General features: G+C 74.4%; 11 protein-coding genes. 8 read left to right on the top strand and 3 right to left on the bottom strand.

What is annotated here, in order from left to right; translation table 11 throughout:
* Positions 1-16: 16 nt before the first annotated feature.
* Complete coding sequence (locus C7Y72_RS00885) at positions 17-1,180, bottom strand: DUF5938 domain-containing protein (protein WP_107566741.1); 1,164 nt, start codon at positions 1,178-1,180, stop codon at positions 17-19.
* Between the two features lie 161 nt (positions 1,181-1,341).
* On the opposite strand from C7Y72_RS00885, the gene C7Y72_RS00880 reads away from it, so the two are divergent.
* The 4 genes from C7Y72_RS00880 to C7Y72_RS00865 all read left to right on the top strand — a co-directional run bounded on the left by C7Y72_RS00880 (position 1,342) and on the right by C7Y72_RS00865 (position 10,744).
* Complete coding sequence (locus C7Y72_RS00880; protein ID WP_107566740.1) at positions 1,342-1,779, top strand: SRPBCC family protein; 438 nt, start codon at positions 1,342-1,344, stop codon at positions 1,777-1,779.
* Between the two features lie 56 nt (positions 1,780-1,835).
* A complete protein-coding gene (locus tag C7Y72_RS00875; RefSeq protein WP_107566739.1) occupies positions 1,836-2,129 on the top strand; it encodes a hypothetical protein in 294 nt (97 codons plus the stop codon).
* A 108-nt stretch (positions 2,130-2,237) separates the two neighbouring features.
* Entirely contained in the window at positions 2,238-8,417 is a 6,180-nt protein-coding gene (locus C7Y72_RS00870; protein ID WP_146175205.1) for a MopE-related protein, read from the top strand.
* A complete protein-coding gene (locus tag C7Y72_RS00865; protein WP_107566737.1) occupies positions 8,411-10,744 on the top strand; it encodes a MopE-related protein in 2,334 nt (777 codons plus the stop codon). Before C7Y72_RS00870 ends, C7Y72_RS00865 begins: the two co-directional genes overlap by 7 nt.
* Positions 10,745-10,747: 3 nt before the next feature.
* Here the strand turns inward: C7Y72_RS00865 and C7Y72_RS00860 are convergent, their stop codons facing one another.
* Both C7Y72_RS00860 and C7Y72_RS00855 read right to left on the bottom strand, forming a co-directional pair.
* Complete coding sequence (locus tag C7Y72_RS00860; RefSeq protein WP_158276556.1) at positions 10,748-11,335, bottom strand: response regulator transcription factor; 588 nt, start codon at positions 11,333-11,335, stop codon at positions 10,748-10,750.
* A 155-nt stretch (positions 11,336-11,490) separates the two neighbouring features.
* Positions 11,491-12,666 carry a phage tail sheath subtilisin-like domain-containing protein gene (locus tag C7Y72_RS00855; protein ID WP_107566735.1) on the bottom strand — a complete coding sequence of 392 codons (1,176 nt, stop codon included), beginning with the start codon at positions 12,664-12,666 and terminating at the stop codon, positions 11,491-11,493.
* Positions 12,667-12,826: 160 nt separating this feature from the next.
* On the opposite strand from C7Y72_RS00855, the gene C7Y72_RS00850 reads away from it, so the two are divergent.
* The 4 genes from C7Y72_RS00850 to C7Y72_RS00835 all read left to right on the top strand — a co-directional run bounded on the left by C7Y72_RS00850 (position 12,827) and on the right by C7Y72_RS00835 (position 16,290).
* Complete coding sequence (locus tag C7Y72_RS00850) at positions 12,827-13,696, top strand: Pvc16 family protein (protein ID WP_158276555.1); 870 nt, start codon at positions 12,827-12,829, stop codon at positions 13,694-13,696.
* Positions 13,697-13,840: 144 nt separating this feature from the next.
* Complete coding sequence (locus tag C7Y72_RS00845) at positions 13,841-15,415, top strand: phage tail sheath family protein (protein WP_107566733.1); 1,575 nt, start codon at positions 13,841-13,843, stop codon at positions 15,413-15,415.
* 49 nt (positions 15,416-15,464) lie between these two features.
* A complete protein-coding gene (locus tag C7Y72_RS00840) occupies positions 15,465-15,908 on the top strand; it encodes a phage tail protein (protein WP_107566732.1) in 444 nt (147 codons plus the stop codon).
* A gap of 4 nt (positions 15,909-15,912) precedes the next feature.
* The gene (locus tag C7Y72_RS00835; protein ID WP_107566731.1) at positions 15,913-16,290 is read left to right on the top strand and encodes a hypothetical protein; all 378 of its coding nucleotides are present in this window, start codon (positions 15,913-15,915) and stop codon (positions 16,288-16,290) included.
* The last annotated feature ends 9 nt before the right edge of the window (positions 16,291-16,299 follow it).

Here is a 16,299-nt window from a genome sequence, read left to right as displayed (position 1 = left end):
GGGGCAGTATGCCCGCCTACAGGACCCCGTAGGAGTTCGCGGGCGCCACGGTGGCGACCGGCGCGACGTGCCCGGAGATCGACGGCGGCGCCATCAGGCCGAACGCGGTCAGGCAGGCGAGCAGCTCGCGGTGACCGAACGCCTGGCAGGCGGACGCGAACCCCGCGCGGCGGGTCGAGCCGTGGATCAGGCAGTGCGCGACGTACGCCTGCAGCAGACCGGTCTGCTTGTAGTTGCAGGTGCCGTTGAGCACGACGTGCACGCGGCCCGACGGCCCCGACGCGTGGACCGAGTCCAGCGAGATGTTGACCCGCTGGTTCTCGCGCGGCGGCATCTCCGACTGGGTCTGGGCGGCGACCTGCGCCAGGAACGCCTTCGCCTCGTCCGGGCTCATCTCGGCCGCCTGCGCGGCGACCTGGCCGGCGCCCTCGATGACGCCCTTCATCCGCTCGCGGTCGAACAGGCCGCCGAGCGCCTTGACGTTCGCGACGCGCGGGTCGCGCTTGAACCACACCGGGTGGGCGGTGCCGCCCCACTCCAGCGCCAGCGCGAGCTCGTGCTGGCCGGGCACGACGACCTCGTGCGGCTCGACCGTCCACGGCTGGTACTGGTTCTGCTCGAGGTAGTGGCGGGGGGAGAGCAGGTTCTCGAAGATCGTCGCGGTCGACGCGACGGTCGGGAAGCCCTTCCACAGCACGAGGATGTCGAGCGTGTCGAGGCCCGGCGTCTCGAGCGCGATGTTCGCCGCGATCTCGCCGGTCGTGTACATCTGCGCGACGCCCGGGGCGATCAGCAGGCCCTTCTCCGCGAACTTCGGACCCCACTGCTCGTCGCAGACGATCATCCAGTCCTGCTCGCCGTTGGTGTCCGAGTAGTGGCAGCCGGCGGCCAGCGACGCCTCGACGGCCTCGGGCCCGAGCTTCATGAACGGGCCGACCATGTTCAGGACGACCTTCGCGCCGGTGAACAGGTCGGTCAGCGCCTCGACGGTGTGGTCGACGGCGGCGACCTCGTAGTCGGCGGTCTCGATGCCGGGGATGACCTTCATCGCCTCCTCGACGCGGCCGGCGTCACGTCCGGCGGCGACGAACGGGATGTGGTACTCGCGCAGGTACTCGCAGACCAGGCGGCCGGTGTAGCCGCTGGCGCCGTAGACGACGACGGGCTTGGTGGTGGGCATCGCGGGGAACGTCTCCTCATCGTTTTCCGGTGGACGGTCGCGAGCCTACGGCCGGGTCCGGGGTCGCCCTGCGTGGGGTCCCCACAAACCGGGCGGCGGGGATCGGTGGGAGCGGGACGAGCACGCGTTCCCCGCCTCGGCGCCCGGGTAGCCGGGAGGTCATGGCCTCCTACACCGCCTCCGTGACGTCCGACCGCCCGCCCGAGGAGGTGTTCCGCTACCTCGCCGACTTCCGGACCGTGCAGGAGTGGGATCCGTCGATCACGGCGTCTACGCACACCGGCGGCGGGCCGCCCGCGACGGTCGGGAGCCGCTACCGCGTCGTCACCCACGTGGCCGGGCACGACACCGAGCTCGACTACGAGACGGTCGAGAGCGTCGCGCCCTCGCGGATCGTCCTGCGCGGGGAGAACGAGTCCGCGGTGTCGGTCGACACGATCACGATCGAGGCCGAGACCGACGGCGGCTGCACCGTCACCTACGAGGCCGACGTCACCCTCAAGGGCGTGCGCAAGCTCGCCGACCCGGTGATGGGACGGGTCCTCGAGCGCCTCGGGCACGACGCGCGTGACGGCCTGGCGGAGAAGCTCCGCCGCTGACGGCCGCGCGCCCCGACCGCCGAGTAGGCGCGACGGCGACCGGGTAGCCCCAGGGCATGAGCAGCCCCAAGACCCTGATCAAGCGCAAGGCGGCCAAGGCGGTCGTCGCGCACACCGCCCACGGCACCGTCTCCAAGGTCCGGCGCCGGCCCGCCCGCGCGACGAGCCTGCTCGGCGCGGGCGCGCTGCTCGGCGCCGTCGTCGGGTACCTCCTCGGCCGTCGCGGTGGGGGCGCGCCCGCGGCGCCGCACGCGGCCGCCCCGCCCGTCGCGCCCGCCCCGGCGCCGGTCGCGCCGCCCGCCGGGCCCGCTGTCACGCCGGTCGGCTCGGCACCCGCCGCGGGCGCCTGAGCGCGCTCCGCGGCCCGGAGGTCGCCCGACCGCCGATCGGGCGAACTTCCGGGAAGACCGTGCCCGCGCGGGCCACGCGGCCGCGCTGCGCACCTACCGTGCGCGGGGATGGCGCGAAGGATCTCGCTGCGCAGGCGCGCATGGGTGGCGCTCGGCGCGGCCGGGATGGGCGCCGTGCTCGGCGTGCCCGCCCCCGCCTCGGCCGCCACGACGTTCTCGTGCGCGGGCGGCGCGGCGATCGTCACGCTCGACGGCGCCAACTTCGAGCAGATCGACGTCCGCAACCTCTCGCTGCAGGTCGGGGCGACGAGCATCGGCTGCCCGGTCCCGCCGACGAGCCTCACGGTCACCGGCTCGAACCTCGACCAGTTCGAGCAGGTCAGCGTCCGCGCCGAGACCACCGCCCCGGGGCTCGACATCTCGATCGACCTCGGCAACGGCGACGCCCAGGCGGTCCTCGTCGAGGGTCCCGCCGACCTCGGCACCGTCAACGTCCGCAGCACCGCGCGGGTCCAGAACCTCGTGGACCTCGACGCGGTCGCGTCGCTCGAGCGCGTCGAGGTGACCCTCGCGAGCACCGCACCCGGCGGGAGCGACCGCCTGCAGACGCCGCCCGCCCCGGGCACCTTCGCGGCCGGGGGCGATCGCGGCATCATCGAGCTCGTCGGGACCGTGCCCGTCAGCGCGACCTACGCCGGGCCCGTCGGCTCCGGGACGATGACCACCGCCGGTGGCGTCCTGACCTTCGCCGGCCTCGACGAGATCCTCGGCACGGACGGGGACGACACGTTCCTCGGCGGCGACGGCCCGCAGCGCTTCTTCGGCCGCGGCGGGAACGACGTCCTCGGCGGCGGCCTCGGGACCGACGTGCTGGACGGGGGCGCCGGGACCGACACGGTCACGTACGTCGGCCGAACCGAGGCGATCAGCGCCAGTCTCGACAACACCGCCAACGACGGAGCGGTCGGGGAGAACGACGCGCTCACGGCGATCGAGAACCTGACCGGCGGCAGCGGCGACGACCTCCTCACCGGCAACGGCAACGTCAACGCGCTCGACGGCGGCCCGGGGGACGACGTGATCGTCGGCCTGGACGGCGTCGACACCCTCGCCGGCGGGACCGGCACCGACACCGTCTCCTACGCGGCGGAGAACGCCCCGCTGGGGATCGACCTCACGGCGCAGACCTCCAACCGGGACACGATCAGCGGCTTCGAGTCGGTGATCGGGGGGCCCTTCTCCGACCTGATCGTCGGCGACGACGGGCCCAACGTGCTCGACGGCGGCCCCGGCGCCGACCGGATCGAGGCGCGGGGCGGCACCGACGTCCTGTTCACGGGCATCGGCCCGAACGACGTCGTGCTCCCGGGAATCGGCGCGGACGTCATCGCGGGCAGCGTCGACACGACCCTCAGCTACGAGGACCTCACCGCCGGCGTGCGCGTCTCCGTGGGCGACGGCACGGCGGTCGTCGGGCCGGACACCCAGAACTTCGGCGGGCAGATCCGCCAGATCGTCGGCACCCCGCTCCCCGACGTGCTCATCGGCAGCATCGGAAACGACCTCCTCATCGGAAGCAACGGCGACGACCGCATCACCTCGCGCGGCGGTCAGGACAACCTGCAGGGCGGCGCGGGCGTCGACACGCTCGACTACTCGACCGACACGAACGGCCTGGTCATCGACCTCGGCGCCGGGACGGTCGGTCAGACCTTCATCAGCGGCTTCGAGAACGCCATCGGAGGCCTCGGGAACGACTCGATCATCGGGACGACCGCGGACAACCGCCTCGAGGGTGGCGCCGGGACGGACTCGATCAACGGCGCCGACGGCGACGACCTCGTGATCGGCGGGCCGGCGGTCGACGTGCTCAGCGGCGGCCCGGGGATCGACACCCTCTCCTACGAGGGGACCACGACCCCGGTCACCGTCGTGCTGCCCAACACCGCGCCCGACACCATCGGCGCCTTCGAGAAGATCATCGGCGGCGACGCCGGGGACAGCCTCACCGGTGACGCCGGCCCGAACGACCTCGCAGGCGGCGGGGGGGCCGACACGCTCGTCGGCCTCGCCGGCGACGACGAGCTCGCCGGCGGGCCCGGGGACGACCTGCTGCGGCCCGGGCGTGGCGCGGGCTCCATCGACGGCGGCACCGGCAGCGACACGGTGAGCTACGCGGTCGCGGCCGAGGTCACCGGGCCGCTCGTCGCCGACCTGCGCCCCCCGAACGCCAGCGCCACGATCGAGAGCCAGACCCTGGCGCTGACCTCGATCGAGAGCGTCACCGGCACCGACGAGGACGACACGCTCATCGGCAACGCCGCCGCGAACACGCTCGTCGGGGGCGACGGCGACGACCTGCTGCGGCCCGGATCGGGCGGGGGCGCCAACGACGGCGGCGCCGGCCTCGACCACGTCGACTGGCAGGACCTCACCGGCGTCGGCGTGCAGTTCACGATCGACGGCGGCGTCGCGCAGCTCGGCCCGACGACGACCCAGGCCACCACGAACGTCGAGCAGGTCACCGGCTCCCCGCAGGCCGACGCCCTGACGATGAGCGACACGACCCTGCGGACCGAGCGGCTGCGCGGCCTCGACGGCGACGACGTGCTCTCCGGTCGCGCCGGTGTCGACGACATCGACGGTGGCCCTGGGAACGACACGATCTCCGGCGGCATCGGGCAGGACGTCATCGACCCGGGCACGGGAACGGATCTGGTCACCTTCAACGATCCCGAGCGGTTCGCCAGCAGCCCGGTCACCGTCGACCTCCTCACCGGGGTCTACGGCGGCCCCCAGGACGCGGGCGGGGACACGGTCGACGCGCAGGACACCGAGATCTGGGAGGGCTCCCCGGGGGCCGACGTCTTCCGCGGCACCACGGGACCGCAGGAGTTCCGCGGCGCCGGGGGCGACGACCTGTTCCGGGCCGGCGGGACCGGCAACCAGCAGGACCTCGGCGACGACCGCTACCAGGGCGACGCCGGCCGCGACCACGTCTCCTGGGAGGGCGGCCGCACGGTCACCGCCGACCTCGTCACGGGCGTCGCGACCCTCCCGGCCGGCGAGGTCGACACGCTCGCGAGCATCGAGGACCTGACCGGCAGCAGCGGCAACGACGCGCTGCGCGGCGACGACCAAGCCAACACGTTCAACGGCTTCGGCGGCGACGACGAGCTCCGCGGCCGCGGGGGCGCGGACGTCCTCGACGGCGGCGACGGCAGCGACCTCATGGCCGGCGGCACCGGCCTGGACGTCCTCATCGGCGGCAACCCCAGCTTCCGCATCGCCCCGGGCGTCCCCGGCGACACCGTCGACTACAGCGACGAGTCCGTCGGCGTGAGCGTCAACCTCCAGGCGCCCAACTCGCCCGACGCCCAGATCAGCGGCTTCGAGAACGTGATCGGCAGCTCCGGCAACGACGTCCTGACCGGGACCACCGGACCGAACCGGATCGCGGGCGGTCCGGGCAGCGACACGATCCGCGACGCCCCGACCGCCGACACCGAGGCCGACGACATCGACGGCGGCAGCGGCGACGACGTGCTGATCCCCGGGCAGCTCGTCGACCGCATCGACGGCGGCGCCGACCGCGACCGCGTCGAGCTCACCAGCACCGGGCAGGCGGTCGAGGCGTCCCTGCGCACCGGGGTCGCGCGCGTGCCCCGCGGCAGCGGCTCCACCATGTCCCTGACCGGCGTCGAGGACCTGACCGGCGGTCCGCTGGGCGACCGGCTCGAGGGCGACGCCACCGCCAACGCGCTCGACGGCGCCGGTGGCGACGACGAGCTCGAGCCGCTGGAGGGCGGTGGCACCGTCACCGGCGGCGCCGGCACCGACCGGGTCACCTACGGCAACCTGACGGCCCCGACCGCGGTGCTCGTCGACCTCGCCGCCGGGCAGAGCACCGTGCCGCGCAGCGGCGGCGCCGTCCAGACCCTCGTCGGCGTCGAGAACGCGACCGGCGGCCCCGGGGCCGACCGGCTCGTCGGCACCGCCGGCCCGGAGTCGCTGCTCGGCGGGGCGGGTGACGACGAGCTCGTCGGCGGCGCGGCCGCCGACGTCCTCGGCGGCGAGGCGGGCAACGACCTGCTCGACGGTGGCACCGGCGGCGACGTGCTCGAGGGCGGCACCCAGACGACCTACGACACCGTGACCTACGCCGGCCGCACCCAGCCGGTGACCGCGGAGTCCAACGGCACGGCGACGAGCGGCGAGATGACCGAGATGGACACCATCTCCGGCGTCGAGGGCCTCGTCGGCGGCAACGCGGGCGACACGCTGCGCGGCGGCTTCCTCGACGAGCGCTTCGAGGGCGGTCCGGGGACCGACGTGATCCGCCCCGGCTTCGGCAACGACGGCGTCGACGGCGGCGCCGACAGCGACCTCGTCAGCTACGACGACCGCACCGCCGTCCAGCCGGTCACGGTCGCGATGGCCCCACCCGCCCAGGCCGGTGCGCCCGGGGAGGTCGACACGCTCACCTCGGTCGAGCGCGCCCTCGGCGGCGCCGGCAACGACACCCTCGTCGGCAACGCGCTGGACAACACGCTCGACGGCGGCCCCGGCGACGACACCGTCACCGGCGGCAACGGCCTCGACACCCTCATCGGCGGCGACGGGACCGCGGACCTCGTCAGCTACGCCGACGAGGTCGACGACGTCGTGGTCGACCTCGTCGCGGGGACCGGTGGCGCCGCCGGCAGCAGCCAGGACACCCTCAGCGGCTTCGAGAACGTGACCGCCGGACCGGGCGACGACGTCGTCACCGGCGACGGGGCCGCCAACCGCGTCCGCGGCGGCGACGGCAACGACACGATCGCCGGCGGCGGCGGGCCCGACCGCCTGGAGGGCGAGGACGACGTCGACACCGTCGACGGCGGCGGCGCCGACGACCTCGTGCTCGGCGGCGACGGCGACGACGTCCTCTCCGGCGGGGAGGGCGACGACCGCGTCGACGGCGGCGACGACGGCGACCGCCTCGTCGGCGGCGACGGGGCCGACGCGCTCCTCGGCGGCGAGGACGACGACACCGCCGACTACGGCACCCGCACCGACGCGGTCGGCCTGTCGCTCGACGGCGTCGCCAACGACGGCACCCCCGGCGAGGGCGACCAGCTCCTGGGCGTCGAGCGGCTCGTCGGCGGCCAGGGCGACGACGTCCTGCGCGGCAACCAGGCCGACAACCGCATCAGCGGCGGCCTCGGCGACGACCTGATCGACGGCGGCTTCGGCAGCGACGTCCTCGACGGCCAGACCGGCGTCGACACCGTGACCTACGAGACCCGCACCGCCGACCAGCCCGTGACCATCACCGTCGACGGGACCGACGACGAGGGCGCGAGCGGCGAGCGCGACGCGCTCCAGGGCTTCGAGATCCACCGCGGCGGCGCCGGAGCGGACACGATGACCGGCGGTTCCGGCGCCGACCGCTTCGAGGGCGGCCCCGGCGACGACGTCCTGCGCGGCGCCGGCGGTGCCGACGTCCTCGACGGCGGGGTCGGGGCCGACCGGCTCACCGGCGACGACGGCACCGACACCCTGCGCGGCGGCGACGACGCCGACGTCCTCGACGGCGGGGGCGGCGTCGACCTGTTCGCCGCCGGCCCGGGCGACGACCTCCTGCGCGCCGTCGACGGCCTCGCCGACACGGTCGGCTGCGACGCCGGCACCGACACCGCCGAGGCCGACGGCGACGACGCCATCACCGCCTGCGAGCGCGTGCTCGTCCCCGCGGTCCCCGTCGTCGCCCGCCCGGCCCCCGACAACGGCAGCGACGCGACCGTGGGCCGCGACCGCGACGGCGACGGCTTCCCCTCCGGCCCCGACTGCGACGACAGCACGCGGACGATCTCGCCCTCCGCCGTCGACGTCCCCGGTGACGGCATCGACCAGAACTGCGACGGCGCCGACGCGCCGTTCCCGGTCACCGCCGCGAAGGTGTCGGTGACGTTCGGCGCCCGCACCCCGCTCGGCCTGCGCGTGCGCAAGCTGCTGGTGTCCGGCATCCCGGCGGGCAGCACCGTCGTCGTCACCTGCACCTCTAAGCCGCGCGCCCGCTGCCCGTTCGTGACGCGCAGCCGCACGTTCACGACGGCCCGCACGAGCTTCTCCTTCCGCGGGCTCTTCGGCGACCGGCCGCTCCCGACCGGCACCGTCGTGACCGTGACGGTCAGCGACGATGCCTCTCGCGGGCGCCGCGTCACGCTGCGCACGCTGAGCCGCGGACCCGCCCGCCGCACCGACGCCTGCCTGGCCCGCGGCACCACGAGGACGACGACGTGCTGAGCCGGCGCCTCGCCACCGGGCTCGCGCTCGCCGCCGCGCTGGTCGCGCCCGCGGCGGCGCACGGCCAGGCGGGCGCGCCCTTCACGCTCGAGCTGGTCGCGCCCGGGGAGCTGCTCGTCGGCGCCCAGAACCCGGGGGAGACCGTCGGCCTGAACGTCACCCGCGACGGCGGCGCGCTGCGCTTCAGCCCGGCGGCGAGCGGCACGCTCCCGGCCGGCTGCGCGGCGGCGACCGTCGCCGGCGTCGCGGTCACCGAGTGCCCGACGAGCGTCGCCGCGACCCGCCTGCAGATCAGCGCCCGCATCCTCCACGCCACCGTCAGCGGCGTGAGCACCGGCACGCTCGTGCTCGACGGCGGCAGCGACGGCGACACCCTCCGGGCGCTCGGCGTCACCGTCACGACCCTGCGCGTCGCCAGCGAGCGCGGCCCCGACGAGGTCGAGATCCGCGGCACCGTCGGCACGCTCCAGGACATCGGGGGCGCCGACCGCGCCGCCGACCGCTACGTCGTCGACGTCCCCGGCCTGACCGGCACCCTGAGCCTCGGGGACGGCCCGGACACCGCGGTCGCCACCGGCACCTCGCTGACGCTCGACGGCGGCGCCGACGGCGACACGCTCGTCGGCGGCACCACGCAGCTCGGCGGCCCGGGGGACGACGTGCTGCGGCCCGTGGTGCCCGGCGTCGCGGTCGACGGGGGCGCCGGGACCGACCGCGTCTCGTTCCTCGACCGGTCGGCGCCGCTGCGGCTCGAGGCCGTCGACGCCGACCGCGTGCGCGTGGACGGCGCGACCGCCATCACGATCCAGGGCGTCGAGGAGATCGAGGGCGGGGAGGGCGCCGACACGCTCGTCGGCACCGACCCCGTCGAGGACCCCGTCCCGCTCGACGGCGTCGACGTGCTGCTCGGCGGTCGCGGCGACGACCTCATCCGCGGTCGCGGTGGCGCCGACCGCCTCGTCGGCGGCGCGGGGATCGACACCGTCACCTACGACGACGCGACCACCCCGGTCACCGTCGACCTGCCCGCGGGCACGGCCGGCACCGCGGGCCAGCTCGACACGCTCGAGAGCTTCGAGCGGGTCGTCACCGGCGCGGGCGCCGACACGGTGCTCGGCACCGCGGGCGCCGACGTCGTCAGCACCGGCGCCGGGGCCGACGTCGTCACCGCGGGCGCCGGCGACGACGTGATCGACACCGGGCCGGGACCGGCGACCGTGGACCTGGGCGACGGCGACGACCGGCTCGTCACCGACCCGCTGGTCGCCGCGGCGGACACCGTGACCGGCGGCGCCGGCGCCGACACGATCGCCACCGGCCCGGGCGAGGACCTCCTCGACGGCGGCACGGGGACCGACAGCCTCGACGGCGGCGACGGCGTCGACACGGTCACCTACGCGGCGCGCACCGCACTCGAGCCGCTGGCGGTCACCCTCGACGGCGTCGACGACGACGGGCAGGCCGGGGAGAACGACCGCCTCGTCGCGATCGAGAGCGTCATCGGTGGGGACGGCAACGACACGCTGACCGGCAACACGGTCGCCAACCGGCTCGTCGGCGGTCCGGGCTCCGACTCGATCGCCGGCGGCACCGGGGCCGACACCCTCGACGGCGGCGACGGCGCCGACACGCTCGACGGCGGCCCCGGCAACGACACCCTGCTGGGAGCCGCGGGCAACGACCGCCTGCTCGACTTCGACGGCTTCGCCGACACGCTCAACTGCGGGCCGGGGGCCGACGACGAGACCCAGCAGGACAGCATCGACCTCGTCGACGGCTGCGAGTTCCTGCGCCGCCTCGACGTCGCCGACTCCAACGACCGCGACGGCGACGGCGTCGTGCCGCCGCTGGACTGCAACGACCGCGACCCGGCGATCCGCCCCGGGGCCACCGACATCCCCGCCAACGGCGTCGACGAGGACTGCTCGGGCGCCGACGCGCCGCAGCCCGTCGTGAAGCTCGACCTCGCCGCGCGGTTCTTCTCCACCCGGACCGGCACGCAGCTGCGGCGGCTGCAGGTGCTGAAGGTGCCGCCGGGCGCCACCGTGAAGGTGACCTGCAAGGCGTACCTGCGGTTCCGCGCGCGCTGCCGCTTCTCCTCGCGGACGATCGCGGCGACCACGCGGATGCGCACGGTCTCGCTGCACCCGTTCTTCCAGAACGCGAGCCTGCCGGTCGGCACGGTCAGCGAGATCACCGTGACCCGACCGGGGTTCATCGGGCAGGTGACCCGCCTCGTCGTGCGGCGTCGCGCCGCCCCGCGGCGCGACGACCTGTGCCTCGTGCCCGGGACCAGCCGGCCGCGGGCGTGCCCGACGACCGGCTAGGGACTAGATGATGCCCTGACGGACCGCGCGGGCGATCGCCTGGGAGCGGCTGCGCGCGCCGAGCTTCACGACGACGTCGCCGAGGACCTTCTTCACGGTCCGCTCGCTGTAGTTCATCTCCAGCGCCACCTCGCGGGTGGGGTAGCCCTCCGCGACGAGCGCCAGGACCTCCTGCTCGCGCTGCGTGAGGTGCGGCTCGGACGGACCGCGACCGCCGCCGGAGAACGACGGCAGCAGGAACGGCCCGCCCGCGGCGGCCGCCCGCACGGCGAGCACGAGGCTCTCCGGGGTCAGGGCGTCGCTGTCCATCGCCGCGGTCGCCCCGGTCTCCAGGGCCCCGAGGAGCTGGTCGCTCTCCCGGCCCGGGCCGTAGACGACGACCGAGGCGTCCGTGAAGTCCCGGACCTCGCTGATGAACGGCAGCGCACCGTCCGTCGCGATCCCCAGGAGCAGCAGGTCGACCTCGCCGAGCGCCGGGCTGGCCCAGGCGTCCGCGACCGACCCCACGCACTCGACGCGGTCCATGCCGTCCACGCGCTCGAGGCAGGCTTCCAGGCCTCTCCGGAGCACCGGATGGCGCTCGACGATCATCACTTCCACCGACTGTGACACGGTTCCGTCCCCCCGGACCGAGTTGCTGACACGCCAGCGGGCCGTCTTGGACCGTCCCGCTGTTGTGTGCAACATACCGGGCGTACCGAAGACGCGTCGAAGAACCCGACGCATGCTGGCGCGATGACAGCGTGTCACTGAGCCAGTGGCTGTGCGACGCGCACCCTCCGCAGCTCGGCCGGATGGCGGATCGCCAGCCCCAGCGTCAGGACGAGCGCCCGCCGTCGTCCGTCCTGCACGACCTCGGTCTCGACCTGGAACGCCTGCTCGGCCGCCGCCCCGTGGAGGAGTCCGTCGCGCCACGCGCGACCGAGGAAGTCGACGACCGCCAGACGGACCCGGCGCTGCACGTCCTCGTCGCCGTCGGTCGTCCCGACCCACGCGGTCCCGCGCAGGACCGACCCCGCGAGGTGGGCCACGATGCGGCGGTGGTGCACGTAGCGGAAGTCCTGGTCGCTGCTCAGCGACCGCGCGCCCCACACGTGCACGGTCTCCTCGGGCCAGGCGCGCAGCACGTTGATCCCGTTGCGCTGCAGCTGCTGCTGCTCGTCGCGGGCGACCTCGCCCTGCAGCGACGCCGCGCCCGCCAGCCGCGAGGCGGTCGGGGCCCGCCCGACGCCGTGCCGGCGCTCGAGCCGCGCCCACACGCCCGCGACGTGCCCGACCGGCGTGATCGTGCGCCGCAGCCCGGCGGGACCGTCACCGGGGCTGATCCACGGGTGGAAGACCGCCGCCGCCGGCGAGTCCAGGCCCAGCCGCGCGCGCCACTGCAGCACGTCCTGCGTCGTCGCGTCCATCGGGGCGGCGAGGATCGCGATCCGGTCCGCCGACGCGTCGGCCAGACGGCCGAGCGCGGCCTGCACGCGGTCGGCGATCGCCGGGTCCGGGCCGATCCCGTACGCGTCCGGGGCGACGATCACCAGCGGGCCGTCGAGCGTGGCGAGCAGCTGCATGCCCCCGCCCGAGGCGATCCCCACGTGCGCCGCCTCGTCGCTCTCCCCGGGCGTCCCGGGGGTCCGGATCACCCAGCAGGCGCCGCCGCCGTTCTCGAAGAACCCGCGGACCGCGTGGCCGAGCATGCCACCGCGCACGAGCGGCCCCGCGCGCGGATGATCGGGATCGGAGAACGCCGCGCTGAACTCGTCCAGCGAGGACACGCGGACCGGCCGGTCCAGCGGGCCGCCGGCCGCGAAGCCGACGAACGCCGTCTCCGCGGCGGGCAGGGGGTCGATGGCGGGGACACGCTCGTGCTCGAGCACGGGAAGGGTGGGGGGATCGGCGTGGACCGCCCCGTGAAGCTCGGGGGACACACCGTGATCCTCGTCAGCGCGGCCCCCGCCGCACAGTGGCGAACGGGAACGGTGTCCTGCCCATTCGGACCGCAAAGCGGGCGGCCCCGCACGGGTGCCCGATCGTCCTCCCGTCCGCCCCTAGGCGCGCGCCCGCCGACCGGATGGGATGGACGGTCGAATGGGCACCATCATCGACGTCCCCGAGACGACGCTCATCGCCGATCTCGACCGTGGGATCCAGGCGCTCCTGAAGCAGCAGCTCGCCCGGCACGGCTTCGAGGACGCCGACGTCGTGTTCGAGACCCCGACGAAGGACTGGGCCGCCCGGCTCAGCCGCCCGACCGTCGACCTGTTCCTCTACGACCTGCAGAAGTCGCAGGCGCCGAGCTCCGGGACCCAGGCCCAGCGCGGCCCCGAGGGCACCGTCGACCGGCCGCCGCCGCTGCGCGTCGACCTCATGTTCGCGATCACCGCCTGGGCGCCCGCCGTCGTCGACGAGCACCGCCTGCTGTCCCAGGTCCTCGCGATCCTCCACACCTTCACCGCGCTGGACCTCGTCCTCGGCGAGCAGCTCGGCAGCACGCAGCCGTTCCCCGTCGTCGCCTCGATCGGCAGCGGCCGGACCGACCGCCGCTCGGAGTTCTGGCAGTCCGTCGGCGGCCACTACAAGCCGGCGATCGACTGGACGGTCACGCTCGCGATCGAGAGCGGCCTGCGCACCCAGCGCGGCCCCGACGTGCGCACCACCACGATCGTCACCCGCTCGTCCGACAACCGGCGCGCGGTCGCCACCGAGTTCCACGCGCTCGGCGGCACCGTCCGCGACGGCGACGGCGAGCCCGTGCCCGACGCGTGGGTGGCGGTCCCGACCCTCGGGAAGGTCGCCAGCACCGACGAGGACGGCCGCTTCCGGCTCCCGCGCCTGGCGCCGGGGCCCCTGGAGATCGAGGTCCGGGACCGCGAGGGCCGGACCGCCACCGTCGAGACGACCGTCCCGGGTGCGCCCGTGGACCTCGTCGTGTCAGCGCCGCGCCGAGCGAGGCGCTGAGGGGCCCGACGCCCCGGGGCACCCAAGAGTGCCCGAACGGCTGCCCGGACGGTTCTTGTCCGCGCGGGGGGCCGGATGTGAAAGTCGCCACCGTCGTCGCCCGACGAGCGGGCAGCGCGAGGAACCGAGCACGCGAGGAGCAAGATGGCCACGTCTTACCTGACCCCCGGGGTCTACGTCGAAGAGGTCCCGGCACAGAGCAAGCCGATCGAGGGGGTCAGCACCTCGGTCGCCGCCTTCGTCGGGCTCGCCCCCGGCGGCCCCACCAACACGCCGATGCGCATCAGCAACTTCACGCAGTTCTCGCGCATCTTCGGCGACCCGTCCGCGCCCGAGCGCGGCGCCTTCATGGACGGCGCCTACCTGGCCCACGCGGTCTACGGCTTCTTCCAGAACGGCGGCTCCCTCTGCTGGGTCGTGCGCGTCGGCGCCGGCGACGGCGAGGCGCCCGCCCCGGTCGCCGCCCTCCCGGCGGCCGCCGACCTGTCGGTCGAGTCCTACCGCGCCGTCGCGCGGCCGGAGATCACCGCGCCGGTCACGGTCGAGATCGACGAGGAGCCCGCCGCCAAGGGCGACGACGACAAGCCGGCCGAGACCACCTACCGCATCGTCGTCACCGCCGGTGACGACCGCGAGGAGCACACCGGCCTCAGCCTCAAGAAGGGCCGCACCAACCTCGCGACGAAGGTCAACGCGAGCTCGAAGATCATCATCGTCGAGGACACGGGCGCGAGCCTCCCGGAGACGCAGCGCGTCCCCGCGCTGGGCACCTACCAGCTCGCCGCCCCGGCCCCGACCTCCTCCGACCTCGACGCCTCGGAGTTCGAGGGCGACGTCGCGCGCCGCCAGGGCATCGGCGGACTCGTCGCCATCGACGAGATCTCGATCGTCTGCGTCCCCGACGCCGTCAACCTCATCGGCGAGAACGGCGACGACACGCTCCTGCGCGACGTGCAGGGCAAGATCATCGCCCACTGCGAGTCGACCGGTGACCGCATGGTCATCCTCGACACGCCGGACGGCCTGCTCCCGCAGGAGGTCCTCGAGTGGCGGCAGGACACCGCCGGCTACGACTCGAAGTTCGCCGCGCTCTACTGGCCGTGGATCGAGGTCATCGACCCGCTGACCAAGCGGCCGCTGGCCGTCCCGCCGTCCGGCCACGTCGCCGGCGCCTGGGCGCGCACCGACGCGCAGCGCGGCGTCCACAAGGCCCCGGCCAACGAGGTGGTCATGGGCGCGAACTCGCTCGCGTTCCAGATCACCAGCGCCGAGCAGGGCGCCCTGAACAAGGCGGGCATCAACTGCATCCGGTCGTTCACCGGCCGCGGCATCCGCATCTGGGGCGCACGCACGCTCTCCAGCGATCCGGAGTGGCGCTACATCAACGTGCGCCGCCTCTTCAACTACGTGTCCCAGTCCGTCATGGAGGGCACGCAGTGGTCGGTGTTCGAGCCCAACGACGAGCGCCTGTGGATGAAGCTCCAGGTCTCGGTCTCGAACTTCCTCAACCGCACCTGGCGGTCGGGGGCCCTGTTCGGCACGAGCGAGAGCCAGGCGTTCTTCGTCAAGTGCGACGCGGAGACCAACCCGCCGGACTCGATCGAGGCCGGCCAGGTCGTCTGCGAGATCGGCATCAGCCCGGTCAAGCCCGCCGAGTTCGTGATCTTCCGGCTCAGCCAGTTCGCCGACGGCGGCGGCGACGACGGTGGCGACGAGTAGTCCCCGTCCCGACTGAGAACCCACACCGACCACCAGGAGGACCATCACCATGGCCACCACCGCTCCCGCGCCGCTGGACGCGAAGTACTTCGATCTGCAGTTCCCGGGCATCAACGCCCAGTTCAAGGACGTCCAGGGCGTCAGCATCTCCGTGCCGCTGCACACGTCGAGCACCAGCGACTCGATGGGGCAGCCGATCCGCCAGCGGACGGCGTCCTCGGTCGAGTACGGCTCCATCACCTGCTCGGCCGGCGCCACCGCCGACCTCGGCCTCGACAACTGGATCAAGGCCGTCGCCGACAAGGGCCTCGAGGGCAACATGAAGGACGGCACCCTCACGCTGTTCAACGCCGCCAACGCCCCGGTGGCGACCTGGGCGCTGACCAAGGCCGTCATCACGGCGCTCAGCGTCAGCTCGATCAGCGTCGAGGCGGGCGGTCACCTCGACCTCCAGGCCACGTTCGACTGCGAGAAGATCGAGCGCACGAAGTAGCCGCATGCTGGCGACCGAGGTGCCGTTCACGCTCCCCCGGGGGGTGCTCGACAGCTCGGGTGCCCTGCACCGCGACGGAGTCATGCGTCTCGCGACGGCTCGCGACGAGATCGAGCCGCTGCGAGACCCCGCGGTCCGCGCCAACGGCGCGTACCTCAGCGTCCTGCTGCTCGCCCGCACGGTCGTGCGGGTGGGCGGCATCGAGCCCGTCACCCCCGAGATCCTCGAGAACATGTTCGCCGTCGACTTCGACCACCTGCAGCGGCTCTACGAGCGGCTCAACGCCAGCGGCGAGGTCGTCGGCACGGTCACGTGCCCGGGCTGCGGCGACGCGTTCGACGTCGATCTCTCCGCCATCGAGGACGGTGGGCTGGGGGGATGACGAGGCCGT

This window comes from Paraconexibacter algicola (genome assembly GCF_003044185.1).
GTDB lineage: Bacteria > Actinomycetota > Thermoleophilia > Solirubrobacterales > Solirubrobacteraceae > Paraconexibacter > Paraconexibacter algicola.
Note: the sequence above shows the minus strand (reverse complement) of the source record. Positions and strands in the feature narration are given on the sequence as shown.

Excerpts from the sequence above, each read along its gene's own strand:
- C7Y72_RS00885 (WP_107566741.1), bottom strand. The coding sequence starts at position 1,180 with ATGCCCACCACCAAGCCCGTCGTCGTCTACGGCGCCAGCGGCTACACC.
- C7Y72_RS00880 (WP_107566740.1), top strand. The coding sequence starts at position 1,342 with ATGGCCTCCTACACCGCCTCCGTGACGTCCGACCGCCCGCCCGAGGAG.
- C7Y72_RS00875 (WP_107566739.1), top strand. The coding sequence starts at position 1,836 with ATGAGCAGCCCCAAGACCCTGATCAAGCGCAAGGCGGCCAAGGCGGTC.
- C7Y72_RS00870 (WP_146175205.1), top strand. The coding sequence starts at position 2,238 with ATGGCGCGAAGGATCTCGCTGCGCAGGCGCGCATGGGTGGCGCTCGGC.
- C7Y72_RS00860 (WP_158276556.1), bottom strand. The coding sequence starts at position 11,335 with ATGATCGTCGAGCGCCATCCGGTGCTCCGGAGAGGCCTGGAAGCCTGC.
- C7Y72_RS00850 (WP_158276555.1), top strand. The coding sequence starts at position 12,827 with ATGGGCACCATCATCGACGTCCCCGAGACGACGCTCATCGCCGATCTC.
- C7Y72_RS00845 (WP_107566733.1), top strand. The coding sequence starts at position 13,841 with ATGGCCACGTCTTACCTGACCCCCGGGGTCTACGTCGAAGAGGTCCCG.
- C7Y72_RS00840 (WP_107566732.1), top strand. The coding sequence starts at position 15,465 with ATGGCCACCACCGCTCCCGCGCCGCTGGACGCGAAGTACTTCGATCTG.
- C7Y72_RS00835 (WP_107566731.1), top strand. The coding sequence starts at position 15,913 with ATGCTGGCGACCGAGGTGCCGTTCACGCTCCCCCGGGGGGTGCTCGAC.